At 33.6% G+C, this 15,086-nt stretch carries 8 protein-coding genes; 1 reads left to right on the top strand and 7 read right to left on the bottom strand.

Features of this window, described 5'->3' with window-relative positions:
• Positions 1-22: 22 nt before the first annotated feature.
• The 7 genes from FQU23_RS12690 to FQU23_RS12660 all read right to left on the bottom strand — a co-directional run bounded on the left by FQU23_RS12690 (position 23) and on the right by FQU23_RS12660 (position 13,681).
• The gene (locus FQU23_RS12690; RefSeq protein WP_147674149.1) at positions 23-2,848 is read right to left on the bottom strand and encodes a T9SS type B sorting domain-containing protein; all 2,826 of its coding nucleotides are present in this window, start codon (positions 2,846-2,848) and stop codon (positions 23-25) included.
• 77 nt (positions 2,849-2,925) lie between these two features.
• Positions 2,926-7,206, bottom strand: coding sequence for a T9SS type B sorting domain-containing protein (locus FQU23_RS12685; RefSeq protein ID WP_147674148.1), 4,281 nt, complete (start codon positions 7,204-7,206; stop codon positions 2,926-2,928).
• A 24-nt stretch (positions 7,207-7,230) separates the two neighbouring features.
• The gene (locus FQU23_RS12680; RefSeq protein ID WP_147674147.1) at positions 7,231-9,570 is read right to left on the bottom strand and encodes a T9SS type B sorting domain-containing protein; all 2,340 of its coding nucleotides are present in this window, start codon (positions 9,568-9,570) and stop codon (positions 7,231-7,233) included.
• Between the two features lie 15 nt (positions 9,571-9,585).
• Positions 9,586-10,422: an ABC transporter permease gene (locus FQU23_RS12675; RefSeq protein ID WP_147674146.1), complete on the bottom strand. Its 837-nt coding sequence runs from the start codon at positions 10,420-10,422 to the stop codon at positions 9,586-9,588.
• Positions 10,423-10,499: 77 nt separating this feature from the next.
• Positions 10,500-11,396, bottom strand: coding sequence for an ABC transporter ATP-binding protein (locus tag FQU23_RS12670; RefSeq protein ID WP_147674145.1), 897 nt, complete (start codon positions 11,394-11,396; stop codon positions 10,500-10,502).
• Between the two features lie 76 nt (positions 11,397-11,472).
• On the bottom strand, positions 11,473-11,862 hold the full coding sequence (locus FQU23_RS12665; RefSeq protein WP_132112238.1) for a response regulator: 390 nt from the start codon (positions 11,860-11,862) through the stop codon (positions 11,473-11,475).
• On the bottom strand, positions 11,852-13,681 hold the full coding sequence (locus tag FQU23_RS12660; RefSeq protein ID WP_147674144.1) for a sensor histidine kinase: 1,830 nt from the start codon (positions 13,679-13,681) through the stop codon (positions 11,852-11,854). Before FQU23_RS12660 ends, FQU23_RS12665 begins: the two co-directional genes overlap by 11 nt.
• A 325-nt stretch (positions 13,682-14,006) precedes the next feature.
• Here FQU23_RS12660 and FQU23_RS12655 point away from each other — a divergent pair, with 325 nt between their 5' ends.
• Positions 14,007-15,071 (top strand): hypothetical protein, encoded by a 1,065-nt coding sequence (locus FQU23_RS12655; RefSeq protein ID WP_132112242.1) that lies wholly within the window; start codon positions 14,007-14,009, stop codon positions 15,069-15,071.
• Positions 15,072-15,086 lie beyond the last annotated feature (15 nt).

Raw genomic sequence — 15,086 nt, 5'->3', positions numbered from 1 at the left:
TGGTGGCACGCCCAAATGGTTTTTATCTTTTTAAGCTAAAATGGCCTTTTGCTACTCTTCCATCTTCTAGAAACAGCGTAAACCAATAATCATCGCTAGGTAAAGGTAATTTGTGATACATGCCGTCCCATCCTAAACCTAAAGGATTTAATTGTTTTATGAATTTTCCATATCGGTCATAAATATATAATCTCGTATTTTTATGGAGTGTAACGTCTATTCCTTTTAGATTCCAAGTATCATTGTAGCCGTCATTGTTTGGCGTAAAGAAACTTGGCGCTTCTAGAATTACAATACTCTTATTAACACTGCCGCAACCATCTTTGTTTTCAACAATTAACTCATGTATTCCTCCAGGTACATATTCGAATAAATTCGAATCTTGAAAACCAGTTGTAGTACCGTTTTGATAGTTAATCATATATCTATAGTCGTGGGGGTTTTCTAATTCAATTGTTACATTGTTATTAGTATTTAGATCTTTAATAATGATGTTATTTAATTTTGCTAAATAAGATTTAGTTACAATAAATGTCCTAGTTGTGCTGCAGCCGTTATTGTTAGTTATAGTTGCAGTATACTCCCCTTCTTTTGAAACTATAATTGAGGAAGTTTCTTCATTAGTAGACCATAGGTATTCGTAATTACTTTTCAACTCAGGGAATTGTATGTCTGAATCTAATTCAACGGTGGGATTTTCTCCTTCGCAGAGTGTTATATTTTCTAATCGTGTCAGGTTTGGAATTGGATTGACGACTAACTCAAATTTACCTATTCCATAGCAGCCGTCATTATTTTCAGCCCTTATATATAATGTTGATGTATTTGATTCGTACATTGGAGTAACCTCATTAGTGCCATTAAAGGAGTCCTTTTGGGTAGCATGAAAATACAATCGCACATCTGACGGTAGGTTCAATTCTAATGAAATATCGTTCTTTTTTCTATCTAGATTAAATATTGCTTTTCCAGCTTCTACTTCGCATTCATGTAGGGGTTCTGGAAGTAGCGTATAATTTTTATTAGCGTGTAAAATTACTTCAGTAACGGTATAACAGGAGGAGCCTGGTTGCGTAACTTTTGCAAAAACGGTTTCGTCAAGAGTTGTGTTTCGATACAGATTATTTAATGAGTTTATATTCGAAATATCGTCATTTGCATCTTGTATGGTTTTATAATAGAAGATATCATAGTCGTTGTTTCCCAGAGCAATTGGGCTGTCTGCCAGTTGTAAATTGAAAGTTGCAAAACCATCAGTGGAATTACTATCTTGAGCATCACATTGAGTTAATTTATAAGGTGTCGCTATAATTTTGGGTGTTTCATAAATTGTAATCGTTTTTTCTATAGGGTCTTTAATTTCGCCGTTAACTGTTTTTATCAATTTTACTTTATAATCGCCTATGGCTGCGTAGGTATGATAAGCATCCTTATCGGTTGAGCTTGTTCCATCTCCAAAATCCCACACAACTGAATCAATTGCTTCTGCTGTATTGATGAAAAAATGGGTTGAATCTCCTAGGCAATTAAACTCATACTCAAACGTAAAAAGAAATAGTGAAGTAATAAAAGGAGGTAAGCCTAGTCTTGAAAGTCTTACTTTTAAATCTATTGCGTTTTGTCTATAGTTACTGCTTGTTCCGTCTAAATCTGGATTGTTTATCACCGATAATTTATTTGAACCTTCAGCGGGATGAAGATAACCTGCACGATATATTTTTTCATCAATAGCAAGCTGTAAAGCTCCTGCATTATAAGTTGAGTTATCAATTATTAGTTCAGAGGCAGAAATATTGGAACTATTTAAATTGTATTGAAGTAATAAACTTCCATCTGGGGTAGTGCCATCCGGCTTATATTTATTTGTAGTTACATATAATTTTTTAGTTTTTGAGGAAAATTCTACACCATAAGGATTTGCTTTAGTTAATAATGTTACTTCGTTACTAACCGTTCCATTTGCGGAATTAAAATCAAAGAGTACTACATTTCCTGTATTATAAACTGGTAGATTAGTTTTTGGATTTTTTTCATTTATCCTTCTTGAAGCAGTATTTGCTATTGCAATTTTTTTACCATTAGGAGACGCTTTTAGATAGCCAATTGCATTAGCCGTAGCTGTGACATAGCTGACAGTAGTAGGGTCTGGTTGATAGCCGCCAAGGGGAATAGTAAGAGAGGTCGTTGTTTTTACAGGGGTTTTGTCTACTCCTCGGGTACTTATTTTAAAGGAATAAAAATTATTTATAAAGTGGGTAATTACCCAAAACGAAATGCCATCTCCGTGCTGTACTGCAGTTACTTTCTCAGAGCATTGGTATTTAAGCTCTTCGCTATCATTAGGGTTATAGGTGATTAGGTGAATATTTTTTTCAGTATTAACAATGTCTCCAAGACCATTGTTTAATCTCATATCTACTTGGGAATAATTTAAACCATGATTTGGAGGAGGGTCCAAGCTCGATTTAATACCACTAGGATATACTGGGAGCGGTTGATCGACTGTGAAAATGTAATAAATATATGGGTTTTTTGGTTTTGGAACGATTATCGCAGATTGTGTACTTGATTCGTTTCCCCATAACCCAATACCATTAGGCATAACTTGATGGGTTTTATCATATACTTTTGATCCATCAGTATAAAAAAGCAAATTTCCATTTTTATCAGAAATACTTGAGCAACCTTCCTCTGTTACTAATTGTCCGTTAGTTAAAGCGACAGGGGCTCCCGAGTTAAAGTCTAAACCGGCGCCGTCTCCAAAATACCATATAGCAGCTTCACGTTGAGCGTATAATGACGTAGATAAAACACTAATTAATATTCCACAAAATATTAATTTTTTCATAACTAAAATTTATTTAATAAAATTACAATATTATTTTAATAAATAAATTTTAAATACCTACTTATTCAGTGATTATCTTATCTTTTTAAGCTAAAATGGCCTTTTGCTTCTCTTCCATCTTCTAGCTTCACTGTGTACCAATAATCGTCTGATGGTAACGGAAGTCCATTAAAAGTACCGTCCCAACCTTCAGCTGTTGGGATTAATTGCTTCAGTAATTTTCCATAGCGATCGTAGATGTAAATTGTTGAATTTGCATTGAAATTTGTAGTTATTCCTTTTACATTCCAATAGTCGTTGTAACCGTCATTGTTAGGAGTAAAATACTTTGGAACACCAATCACGGATATGGGCGTACTCACCGTTCCGCAACCATTTATGTCATTTATATATACATCATGAATTCCGGCAGGAACATTATCAAAGAAATTGGAAGTTTGGAAAGGCCCCGAAGGTTCATCAATACTGTATTCATATTGCCCTTGTCCAGTGACGTTTACTGTCACTGTATTTATAGTTGATAAATCTACAATATCAATATTTGAAATTTTTGCAACATCCGAAGCAGTAACTTTTATGTTTCTAGTTCTGCTACAACCTAAAACGGTGCTTACTTTAACAGAATAATTACCCTCTACATTAACATCTAATGTTGGATTTGTTTCGCCTAAATCCATGCTATCCTTTGACCAAACGTAAGTGAAATCGTTTGTAGGTGATCCATCATTGATTCCTGCATCGAGTGTTACAAAAAAAGTGGGAAGATTAGAACATACTAGATTATCTTGAGTATGGTCTTTGTTAATATCTATATTTGGTTTTGGATTAACGGTAAGAACGACATGTGGGCCCAATCCATAGCAGGCATTGTCTAATGTACTTTCAACTCGAACCCAAATTCTTTGTTGGTTTGGGTATCCAATATTTCTGTAATTAGTTGTATTCGTTATTTCGTTTAATTCAGCTAATGCATCAGCTTCGTTTTTATAATATTTTATTGAATATAAAGAGCTTGAACTAAGATAGTTTGTTTTAATTTCATCGGTTACGGCGGTAAAATTAAATGTGGCAACTCCATCTTTATCATCATTTATAGCATCTATGAAATCGTCACATTCAGAAAAGGAATGGCTGAAACTAGCAGGAATTCGGGTAGTTGACACAATTAAATCTAATTGAGCGACGCTAAAACAACCATTAGTGTTTTCTACTCTTGCCCAGACCGAACCATTTGCGCTTGTATAAGTCTTTGGAGTTGTTATTAATAAAGAAGAATCTGCTGAATCTGCTCCAGATAAAGTTTTATAAAAAGTGAAAGTTTCATTGCCTGAATTGGCTGAAATAAAACTGTTTTTTTCTGTTAAATTAAAGTCTGAAATTCCATCGGCATCATCGTCGCATTGAACGATAGTTGTTGGGGAAACAGTAGGTAAAGTATAAACGATTAATGAAGTTTCGGCAGATGTAAGACCACAGCTATTCCCAATTTTACTTAGTTGAACACGGTATTTGTATCCATTCATGGTATTAGAAATACTTGTAAGTAATAATGTATTTGTTGTAACTCCTGAGTAAGTTGAATTATTTGTAATATTGTTCCAATTGATTCCGTCAATAGCTATTTGCCATAGATAGGTATTTCCACCATTATCAGTTACTGAAATTACGGTATTTTGTAATTCGCAAGTTGGAAGCGCTTGTGGTTGAACAGTAATTTCTATTGGTGCAGCAATTATGTAATTGGGATTTGGAATAGTGTAAGGAGCTCCAATAACAAGGCCATTTGCATTAGCGGTAAATGGAGAACTTCCAAATCTTCCATCACCATCGGGATCTAGGAATCCTGCTTCAATAACATCTAGACACAAATCGCCATCGCTGTCTAAGTCGCGGTAATTTTTTATACCATCTGCATTTGTATCGGTTCCAAGACTTCCAGTTTCTATTGAATCTAGTATTCCATCATTATCACTATCTAAATCTAAATAATCAGGAATGCCATCTGCGTCAGTATCTACCGGGGTAAATCCAGGTTCAAATGCATTGTCTAATCCGTTTTTGTTTGTATCACTATTAGACCAACTAACAGAATTATTGGGTTGAGCTTCTATTGTGTCAGGAATACCATCGTTGTCAGTATCTGTGTCTAAATCGTCTGTGATGCCGTCACCATCAGTGTCCTTTGTAATTCTTTCTTTGAGAAGAAAAGTAGCTTTGTTTATATTTGTATCAGAAAGATTAGTGTGTACAAATTCTACTTTCGTAGCAAGATAGGATTCGATTTTAAAAGTACCTGCTCCAGCTGCATGCGGAGTAGTTCCTTTTAATCTAAATCGTATTTCAAAAGAAGAAAATTCTGTAACGCCGCTTTCAAAAACCCCATCATAATTAGTATCTACTTCAAGTTGCCCGTCCGGGTCCGTAAGTGTAAGTGTTTGTGATGGAGCAACTCTTAAAATAAAATCACCTTCATTATTTAATAATTCACTTTCGGGAGTTGTTTGTGTTGATGTGTCAGCAGTAATATATTCAAAACTTATTGATCTTGGCTCTATAAAAGTTATACTATATGTGTTTGTTTTTGTAATCCCCAATGGAACTTCAGATACAAAACCAAAATTTGTTTTTCCAGTTATTATTCCGTCACCAATCATTGTACCATTGAAATTAGTTCCTAAAAGTGTATTCGTTTGGTTTATGAAATTAAAGGTTGACTCAACGGTATTTAGTATTCCATCATTGTCTAGGTCTATATCAATGTTATCGTTTACTCCATCTCCATCTGTATCGATAGGACAATCGCTAACTGGAATTCTATCGGACAATGTAGAACTACAATTGAAGATACTTCTTCTAACTTGATAGTAGCCAGCCTGAGTAGGGGGAAAACTGTCAGAGATGGCGCCAGGAATATCACTACCATTAAAAATCCATTGAAAACTATAATCGATGTCGGGGCTAGTTTTTAATTTTATATTCGGAATACAATTTCCTGTTAAGGATAAATTATTTTCTGATAGAATCTCAGGTTTTAAGTCAAATCCAGAGTAGTAACCTCCATATGTGGCATTAATATTCGTTCCTGAATATGAAACATAAACTTGCTTGGTCGATTTTATACTAATATTACCAAAGCGTGAATTTATTGAGTAAAATACAAATTTAGAATTTCCAGCAACAGCTGTGGGAGTGGATACAATAGGGCTATTATTTATCTCAAGAGTTGCCCCAGTTTCAGTAACTATATTTATTGTTCCAGTATAACTTTTGCTCCCAATTTTGTCGATTTCTGGAATATTATCAACCACTTTTGGCGTTGAACAATTAAGTGGTGGAACAAAAAATAAATTTTGATTTGCATTCGAAGTTTCTCCTATACTCTGATAAGCAAATACCTTTTTTGATGTTTTTACATATAAACTTCCATTGCTAAAAGCACTTCCATCAAAAATATAATTTTGTCCATTCTGGATAGTACCTATGAGAAGTCCATTTGCAAAAATTTCAGTGTCGTCCTCATCTGCAATGATTAAAACACGTTCCAGTTCATTATAACCATTTCCTTTTATGAAAATGTATTCGGTACCAATTTTATCTGCGCCAACAATTTGGTCAAAACCTAAATCTCTTCCAGCATTGTTAGCATTTGTCGGATCGTTAGTCCCTCCAAATGACCCGCTATTGACTACAACATTTTTATCGGACTCGATTAAAGCCCCTATTAAATTAAACCCTGCGCTTCCATCGATTGCTAAAATATAACTTTGATTTTTATTTAAATTTATAAGTTGTGGCCCATTAAAAGTAGTTCCATTTGCTAATAATGTTCCCGGAAAAATATTTGAAATGGTTACTGTTGTGTTATTCTCAGTAGCCAAAATAGTAAAGAAGTTTAGTAAAGTAGATATATTTGAGGTATTTAACATTGCGCCGGCTCTGAATCGTTTACCAAGCGCACTATTTCCTTTAGCAACTAGCCCACCAGCCTGATTTCCACCTCCTGAATTAGTTCTTACGCTAGCATAAATTAGGCCTTCAGCTTCAATAATGTAACCTTTATTTGAAACCAATCCAGTTGCTATACTTGAGACAAACAACGGTGTATTTATGCCACTACCTATGTCATGTCTATAAGACATATTATTGTTTACGGTTCCTTCTATTATATTTCCGCCAATTTCAATAATTTTAAATTTTACAGTAGTTGTACTAGGTGAAGATATATAGATATAGTGGTCTTGTGGCGTTACTCCCGCGCTACTACTTGAAGTTAAAGGCGGTATAAAATGTGTTTTACTTAACTGAGCAAAGCTACTTATGGATAAAAAAGTAAAAAAAATAAGTACTGCTTTTTTCATTTGCTAAAAATATGAAAATTATTCTTATCTTTTTAACGAAAAATGCCCTTTAATTTTTTTAGAATTTGCAAAATTTATGTGAAACCAATAATCATCAGCAGGTAGGTTGTATCCATTAAAACGACCATTCCATCCTTGGCTGGTGGAGTTAAGCATTTTTAGTAATTTTCCATAACGATCAAATATAGTAATTGACGCTTTTGGAAATAGACTCAGATTTTTAATCATCCATAAATCATTTATACCATCGTCATTTGGAGTGAAAAAACGGGGGTAATCCAATACATAAAACTGAAAAGAATCTGAATTACCGCAACCATTTTTATCCCTTGCGTAAGCATAATAAGTTCCGGCAGTAATTCCATCGAATTGAGGACTGTCTTGAAAATAAGTTCCGTCAATCGAAAATTCATAATCTCCCGTTCCAGTATACTCTATTAAAGCTGAATTTTTATTTCCATCAAAATCATTTATTATAATCTCCGTTATTGTTGCTATTTCGGAAGTGATAATGTTGAATTTTTTTGTGGCTTCGCAGCCGTTTGCATCGGTTACTTTTACAGAATAGTTTCCAGGGCCGCTTACGTTTATCTGATTTGTAGTTTCTCCTGTACTCCATAGATAACTCAGAAAACCTATATTAACGGAGAGATTAAGATTACTGTTTGTACATAATGCTATGGTTTCATCCTGAAAATTTGGAGGGTAAAATGAATTTATAACTAAATTAATCGGAATAATTCCAAAACAGTCAGAACCGTTAAGAACTCGGGCATAAAGTGTTTGCTGGTATGGAGTTGAATTTTTAAAAAGGTTTGGCAATTCGTTTTTTTCTAGATAGGCATCGATTGGGTTTAGATAAAAATATACAAAAATCGAGTTGCCTAAGCTTGTGAAATGAGGTGAAGTTGCGATAGTCATTAAATCAAATTGATAGATTCCGTCATTAGTTCCGTCATCATCACAAACAATTTCTGCTGGATAGGGGGCAATTGTTTGATTCGAAATTTGGAGAGTTACTTGGGCGAAATTTACACAATTATAGCTATTTGTTGTTTTTGCATAAATAACTTGATTGACTGATTTATTGCTATAGTTTTTTGTGTTTATGATGGCTTTGATTCCTGCTTGGGCGTCTGATAATGTTTCGAAATAGAGGATTTCGCTCAAACCAGAATTATTGTTTTTTATGATGCTATCTGCTTTAGTTAAATCAAAAATCGCAATTCCATCATTATTATCATCACATTGTATTAGTGCGGTGTCACTCAAGACCGTTTCCGGTGTGAATTCGACTTTTATTACACCAGAAGCAATACAAGTTGTGCTCCCTATTTCTACTTCCACTCGATAAGTTCCTGTTTCTGTAGCTGAGAAAGAGGGACTAGTTTCTCCAGGAATCGGAGTTGTAGCTCCGTCTTTGTACCATCTATACGTATTGGTTGGAGGTAATTTAGTATCAATCATAAAACTTTCGCCAAAACAGATTCCGTTATTTGCTGTCAATAAACGATCTGCGCCTAAATCAATTTTGGAGGTAAAACTACCGGCCTCGATAAAAACTGCTGAATCAAAATCCTTGACTCCATCATCTGCAATTACTAGCTTTATATGATAGGTAAGATTAGGGATCACACTAGTTTGTGCTGTCAAATTTTTGGTTTGCCCACTGTAATTTATTGGACTTGTATTGGAAAGACTTGTGTTTAATTGCCCAAAATAGGTTTCATTTATTGCAGGACAGCTTTTTTGTACTCCAAAACTATCAGTAAAATTAACTTGTGGATGAATGTTCATGGAAGAAACTGGAGTGGTTGTTCCTGGAATCACAGCCAAATTTTGATAGGGAAGAGCACTTCCTTTTTCTTTAATCAAAAAAGCAAATCCATCGGAAAAACGACAAGGAAAATCATCTTGATATTCGTTCGAAGCAAATAGATAATTGAAACTAATAAAGTTTGTTGTAGGGGTGAAGTCGAATTCTAAAACTGTTGCATTTATCGATTGAATACCTAAAGTTTGATCTAAATCGGCATCACCTAGCCATGAGCTACTTCCACTTCCTTGATTTCGAACAAACGGTCCAACAGAATTAGTACTGCTCCAGGTACTTAAAACGATCCCTTTAGTAAAAGGGAAACTCCCACCTTGATTATCAAAAGTACCAAAACTATTTTTCCCTGGAGTGAAATTATCTCCCTTTACATTTTCGGCAAAAATACTGATGCAAGAACTATTATTGACCAATGTATTTGTAAGGTCAGTTGCATTCTTTGTATCGTCTACTAAAATAGATTGCGCAGCTGTATAGGTCGTGATACAACCACATACGATACATAATAAAATGAATTTTCTACATTTCATAGTACCGTAAAGATACTATAAATCCCTACTCTTTAGTAGGTTATGGGATGAAAACATGAAAATAGAAGTCCAGATTAAGACAATGAGTATCGACGAAAAATGAACATCATAATCCTTTAAACTTTCTACGCCAATTTGTTCGCCTAAGTTTTTAACTACTGATAATCGGGTGAAAGGTTCCACAATAAGATTTGACATCGATTCCAGAGGTAAAAACTGAGTAATATAATCAGCTGTTTTGCTTTCGGGAAAGATTTTAAAATTCAAAATTCCTTTTACGATTCCTTCGATAATGTTCCATACTAATAAAAATCCGAGCGCAAAAGCAGAACGTTTTACTAATATACCTAAGAATAAACAGAAGGAAAAAAAGCCTACTAATTTCACAAAGAAGGCAAGGAGATACTCTAATTGAGAGAAAACTATGCTTAATTCTGTATAAGAAGAAAAGCTAAAACCCAAAATAAGGGTCATTATAAAAACAAAGACAGTGGAGCAAAAAGCAAATAATACAACGGTAACAAACTTAGAAAGGATGAATTCCTGCTTGCTCATTCCATCGATTAGATTTTGCTTTAAAGTGCCATAACTGTATTCGTTAGCCATCATAGAAACGATGACTATGGCTAAGAAAAGTTTTAAAATGGAGGCGATGTAGGTGTTAAAATGCCATATAAATGGAAAATTAAATATCCCCATTTCAGCAAGGTGGAATTTAAAAGCGCCAAGTTCAAATTTTATAGATGCAAACAAGGCAATAAAGGACAGTAAAATAAAGTAGGCCAAAGTCAAAACCCGACTTGCTTTATTCATCCAGATTTTTTGTAATTCTATAGAGAGTAATCGTTTCATTTTATAGGATTTAGGAATTGTGATTTTAGATTTAGGAATTGAAATTGCCATTGAAATTGCCATTGAAATTTCTGCTTTTACTTTTTCGAGGTCAATTCTAAAAATTGTTCTTCCAAACTATTTTTTCGTTTCACTAGATGGCTTAAAACAATCTTGTTTTCAAATAGAAATTGATTCAAATCAGCAGATTTTAATTCGCTTTTTAAATACACTAGCACTTTTCCTTCTTCCTGTTTAACATGTTCAACTGCAGGATGTGTTTGTACAATGGCTATTAAATTTTGAGTGTCTTCAGCCTGTAATTCATACAATCCTTCGTTGACCGATATACCGTCCACTGAACCTGTATATAAAATGTTGCCTTTCCTTAAAACTACGACATGGGTACACACTTTTTCTACTTCATCCAGTAAATGGGAAGCCAGAAGAATTGTTGTTCCTTGGGCGGCGATATGTTTGATAATATCCCTGATTTGATGTATTCCTTGTGGATCTAGCCCATTAGTAGGTTCGTCCAGAATTAATATTTCAGGGTCATTCAATAGGGCAGAGGCAATCGCTAAACGCTGTTTCATACCTAAAGAAAAACTACTGAACTTGCTGTCTTTTCTTTCGGTTAGACCCACTAATTCCAGTTTTTCAAGAACTTTGTTATAACTGATATTCTTAATTTTGCAAACTAATTTCAGGTTTTCCTGCGCCGTCATGTAGGGGTAAAAATTGGGTCTTTCGATAATGGCTCCCACTTTTTTCAAAGCATCATGGGTTTTCATTTTTCCGTCAAACCAGCTGTAATCGCCCGAAGTTGCATTTACCACATTTAAAACAATGCCAAGAGTGGTCGATTTTCCGCTGCCGTTTGGTCCTAAAATTCCATAAACGTGGCCTTTTTTTATTTCGAAAGAAATATCTTTTAAGGCTTGCAGGCTTCCGTAGCGCTTGCTGAGGTTTTTAATAGAAAGAATGGTTTCCAATAGATTTGCTTTTTTAGTTTTTTATAGGACGAACAAAACAGCAAATTGTTACTCTTAAATTCTAATTCGTTTATTCTTAAATAATTTCTGACATGGCTTTTAGCTTTTCGGCAGTAATAGGTTTCATAATATAATCTTTCAGGAAGTGATGTTTTTTTGCCATTTGAATATCAGCGGGGTCTATCGAGGAGGTTACGATGAAAATGGAGATCTCTTTTTTTATTGCTAAAAGCACAAATTCATCCAGGAACTGCCATCCATCCATAACTGGCATATTTAAATCGAGTAAGATACCATCAGGCATTTTATCGTTATCATCGCTGTTTTTCTTTAATTCTTCTAATGCAGATTGTGCATTGAAGAAAGAATGAATTTCATCACAAAATTGATTTTTATGAAGCAGCATGCTCATTAATTTCACTGTTAATTTATCATCATCTATAATATAGATTCTTTTAGTTTTCATTTAAATATATTTTAAAAGTAGAGCCAACGCCCACTTCGCTTTCTACTTCAATTTTTCCTTTCATGGCTTCGATTTGGTTTTTTGTAATAAATAACCCAATACCTCTAGCGTCACTATTTCCATGAAATGTTTTGAACATACCAAATATTTTATGGCCATTTTTTTCTAAATCTATTCCCAAACCATTATCTTTAAAATTTATGATCGTATGCTGATCAGTGACCTCATAGTTTATCTCTATAGTAGTTGCTCTATCTGGAGATTTGTATCTTATAGCATTTGTAAATAGATTCAGTAATATGCTTTCTATGTATTCTGGAACTACAAAGACTGTTAAATCATCAGGTATAGTATCTAAGATTGTTATTTTGTTTTTTTTAATGATAAAGTTTAAGCTGTCTTTTGTTTTTTCGATCTCATCTTTTAGGCAAATTTTTGTTTTCTCAATGTCCATACTTCTCTGGACTGTGATAATTTCGTTCAAGTATTCTATGGTTTCAGAGAGTCTGTCTGTTGCTTCTTTGAACAGAGCAATATAAGACAATTTTTCTTCTACGTCATCGGTATCCTTCATTACTTCTAATACCATCGCTAAATTGCTGGTGTGCGAACGAATATTATGCGAAATAATATGGGCAAAATTTAATAGTTTGTTATTCTGATCAGTTGTTACCTCTAGTAATTTATTTAGTTCTAATTCTTTTCTTTGTCGAATGCTAACATCTCTACCTACTCCTATGAAGTAAAGTATATTATTTTGGTTGTCAAAAACAGGAGTTATATTTAAATCGTACCAATATTTTTCTTTGTTTTTTTTATAATTTAAGATAGTAACTTTTATGGGTTTTTTAGCTCTAATTTCTTTACTCAGTAGTTCGGTTGTGTGTTGGTTAGTATCAGGTCCTTTTGATAAATAACCAGGAGTGAAACCTATTATTTCATTTAAACTAAATCCCGTAAGCTCTAGGTAGGCTTTATTTGCCCAAACCGCCTTTCCCATTGGGTCTGCAATAATAATAGTTTCGGTGGTTTCAGATATGGCAAGTGAAATCATATTGATGTAGGTTTCTACACTTTTTCGTTTAGAAATATCTTTTAAAATAAATGCTAAAAAGGTTTTACCGCTCATTTTAAATTTGTCCCCAAAAGCTATTTCTACTGCTACAGATTCTCCTGATTTAGTTTTTAGATAAGTATCTTTTACAATATGGTCCCTCTTTGATAGATGGCATTGAAGAAAAAGAGCTGCTTCTTCTTTAGACTCATCAGCGAATAGCTCAGAAATAGGTAAGCCTATTAATTCGGATTCATTATAGCCAGATACTTCAACTGCTTTTGGATTATATTGGGTAATCAAATTATCTAAAGCGTCAATTATAAATATGGCGTCGTTGCCACTCGAAAAAATTGAGGAAAATTTATCAATATTTAGTTGAAGCTCATTCAAAAGACTCTGCTTTTCGGTTATGTCCTGAAAAGTCCCCAATAATCGTCGTGGCTTTCCTTTCTTAAAAATTACTTGACAAATACATTCAACATATTTAATATTATTTTTAGCGGTTGTAATTTGAAATTTACCATGAAATGGGATGCCCTCATTGATAGCCAAATCGACTAAGTACTCCAGTCGATCTCTATTCTCCCCTGCAGTATAGAATTTATTGCTACTTCCCTTAACGGGAATAAAATCATCTGGAACTTCAAGAATGTTTTTTGTAACTATATCCCAATATGCGGAGTTTTTTTTTAGATTCAGCTTCCATATTCCAATCTTTGCCGACTGAGCAGCGTTGAGATATAGATTCAGCTTTTTTGACATTTTTGTAGTTTTAGGAAATGATTTATTATTGAAGGGAGCAAATTTAGGTATTAAAAAACTATAGTTGCTTTGTTATGATAAGGAAAATTTGTTCAAAGAATAGTACTTTTTATAATATGATTTACAGTGTCTGTCTTTAGTCAAAATTTAGGTTACTGTATATTTTAGTTTGTTTTTTATATTGTTTAGGGCTATGTGGCTGTAGTTGCTAATTTCAAAATTAAGTTCCAATACCCTGCCTAATTCGCTTATGAAAAAATAAGTAGTTTGTGTTTTATTATCATTTGCCTATAAATTGATGTAAATTTGTGGTAAACATACCTTAATGAGCGATTCTGAAGTACTTTTTAAAAAACCATCCTATCCCATAAATAAATTACTGTCTGATTATTTAGGTCGTTTTGACCGTATTTCAAAAGTTCCGATTGTTTATGATGATTTGTTGCGTTTTTCTGGTTTTATCAATGTCTATGATAAGCAGGAAGAAGATACCTTGTGGATTAGAGTGTATTATAATGAATTTGAAAGAATCGAAATTGATCTAACCTTAAAAAAGATCTATTCGCTTTTACATTCAGATGGAAATTTAGACATTATTAAGTTTTTGAATGTAGATTCAATCGATTACTGCACTTTCGGAAATTCGAAGCCTTTTCGAATAAAAATTCGAAACATTTTAAATGATAATTACACTCATTTTTATGTTAAAAAAGCAGATGCTTCACGTGTTTACGGTTTAGAATTAGAGCATATTCTTTCTCCTGATAAAATCAATTTCTTAGTGTATGGAGATACATTGGTGGAAGAACATATCATGGGAATTCCGGGAGATGTTTTTATAAAATCGCTTTTGAAGGATTGTAGTGAAACCGAAAAATCACAGATAGCAAAAGAGTTTGTTAAGTTTAACGAGCGCTGTATGATTCGCCTTTTAGGAGATATGAGGTCGTATAACTATGTAATTGTCCCTATTCACGATTTTGATCAGGTTGTTTATAGAATACGTCCCATTGATTTTGATCAACAATGTTATGAGGGGAATTTCAAGATTTATAGACCACAATTTTTTAAAGAGAATTATCCAATGGTAAAATTAGTCAAAGATAGGCTTCAGGATAGTTCCATAGAACAATATAAAAATGAGGAACGAGCTGTATTAGCTAAAAGAATCCTTTCGGCAGAAACACGTATTAAACGATTATTGAAGATTATGGGAAATGATCTCATAGCTCCCGATGAGCATGTGCAACGATTAAAAAGTGAACTCTATGTTTATACCAATGATTTAAATTTTAAAAATGCCAAAAGGATGGGGAATGTTTTAACTGCAGCCTTTCGATTTGTAACCCGAAACTATAAAAATGCTAATTTGTTTAAAGGAGGATTTTAAGTTCTATTTAAGTTT

The organism is Flavobacterium sp. XN-5, from assembly GCF_008033395.2.
Lineage (GTDB): Bacteria > Bacteroidota > Bacteroidia > Flavobacteriales > Flavobacteriaceae > Flavobacterium > Flavobacterium hiemivividum.
This window is presented reverse-complemented; position numbering and strand designations above follow the sequence as displayed.

Bases quoted from the DNA above. Each gene is read 5' to 3' on its own strand.
- FQU23_RS12690 (WP_147674149.1), bottom strand. From the start codon at position 2,848: ATGAAAAAATTAATATTTTGTGGAATATTAATTAGTGTTTTATCTACG.
- FQU23_RS12685 (WP_147674148.1), bottom strand. From the start codon at position 7,206: ATGAAAAAAGCAGTACTTATTTTTTTTACTTTTTTATCCATAAGTAGC.
- FQU23_RS12680 (WP_147674147.1), bottom strand. From the start codon at position 9,570: ATGAAATGTAGAAAATTCATTTTATTATGTATCGTATGTGGTTGTATC.
- FQU23_RS12675 (WP_147674146.1), bottom strand. From the start codon at position 10,422: ATGAAACGATTACTCTCTATAGAATTACAAAAAATCTGGATGAATAAA.
- FQU23_RS12665 (WP_132112238.1), bottom strand. From the start codon at position 11,862: ATGAAAACTAAAAGAATCTATATTATAGATGATGATAAATTAACAGTG.
- FQU23_RS12660 (WP_147674144.1), bottom strand. From the start codon at position 13,681: ATGTCAAAAAAGCTGAATCTATATCTCAACGCTGCTCAGTCGGCAAAG.
- FQU23_RS12655 (WP_132112242.1), top strand. From the start codon at position 14,007: ATGAGCGATTCTGAAGTACTTTTTAAAAAACCATCCTATCCCATAAAT.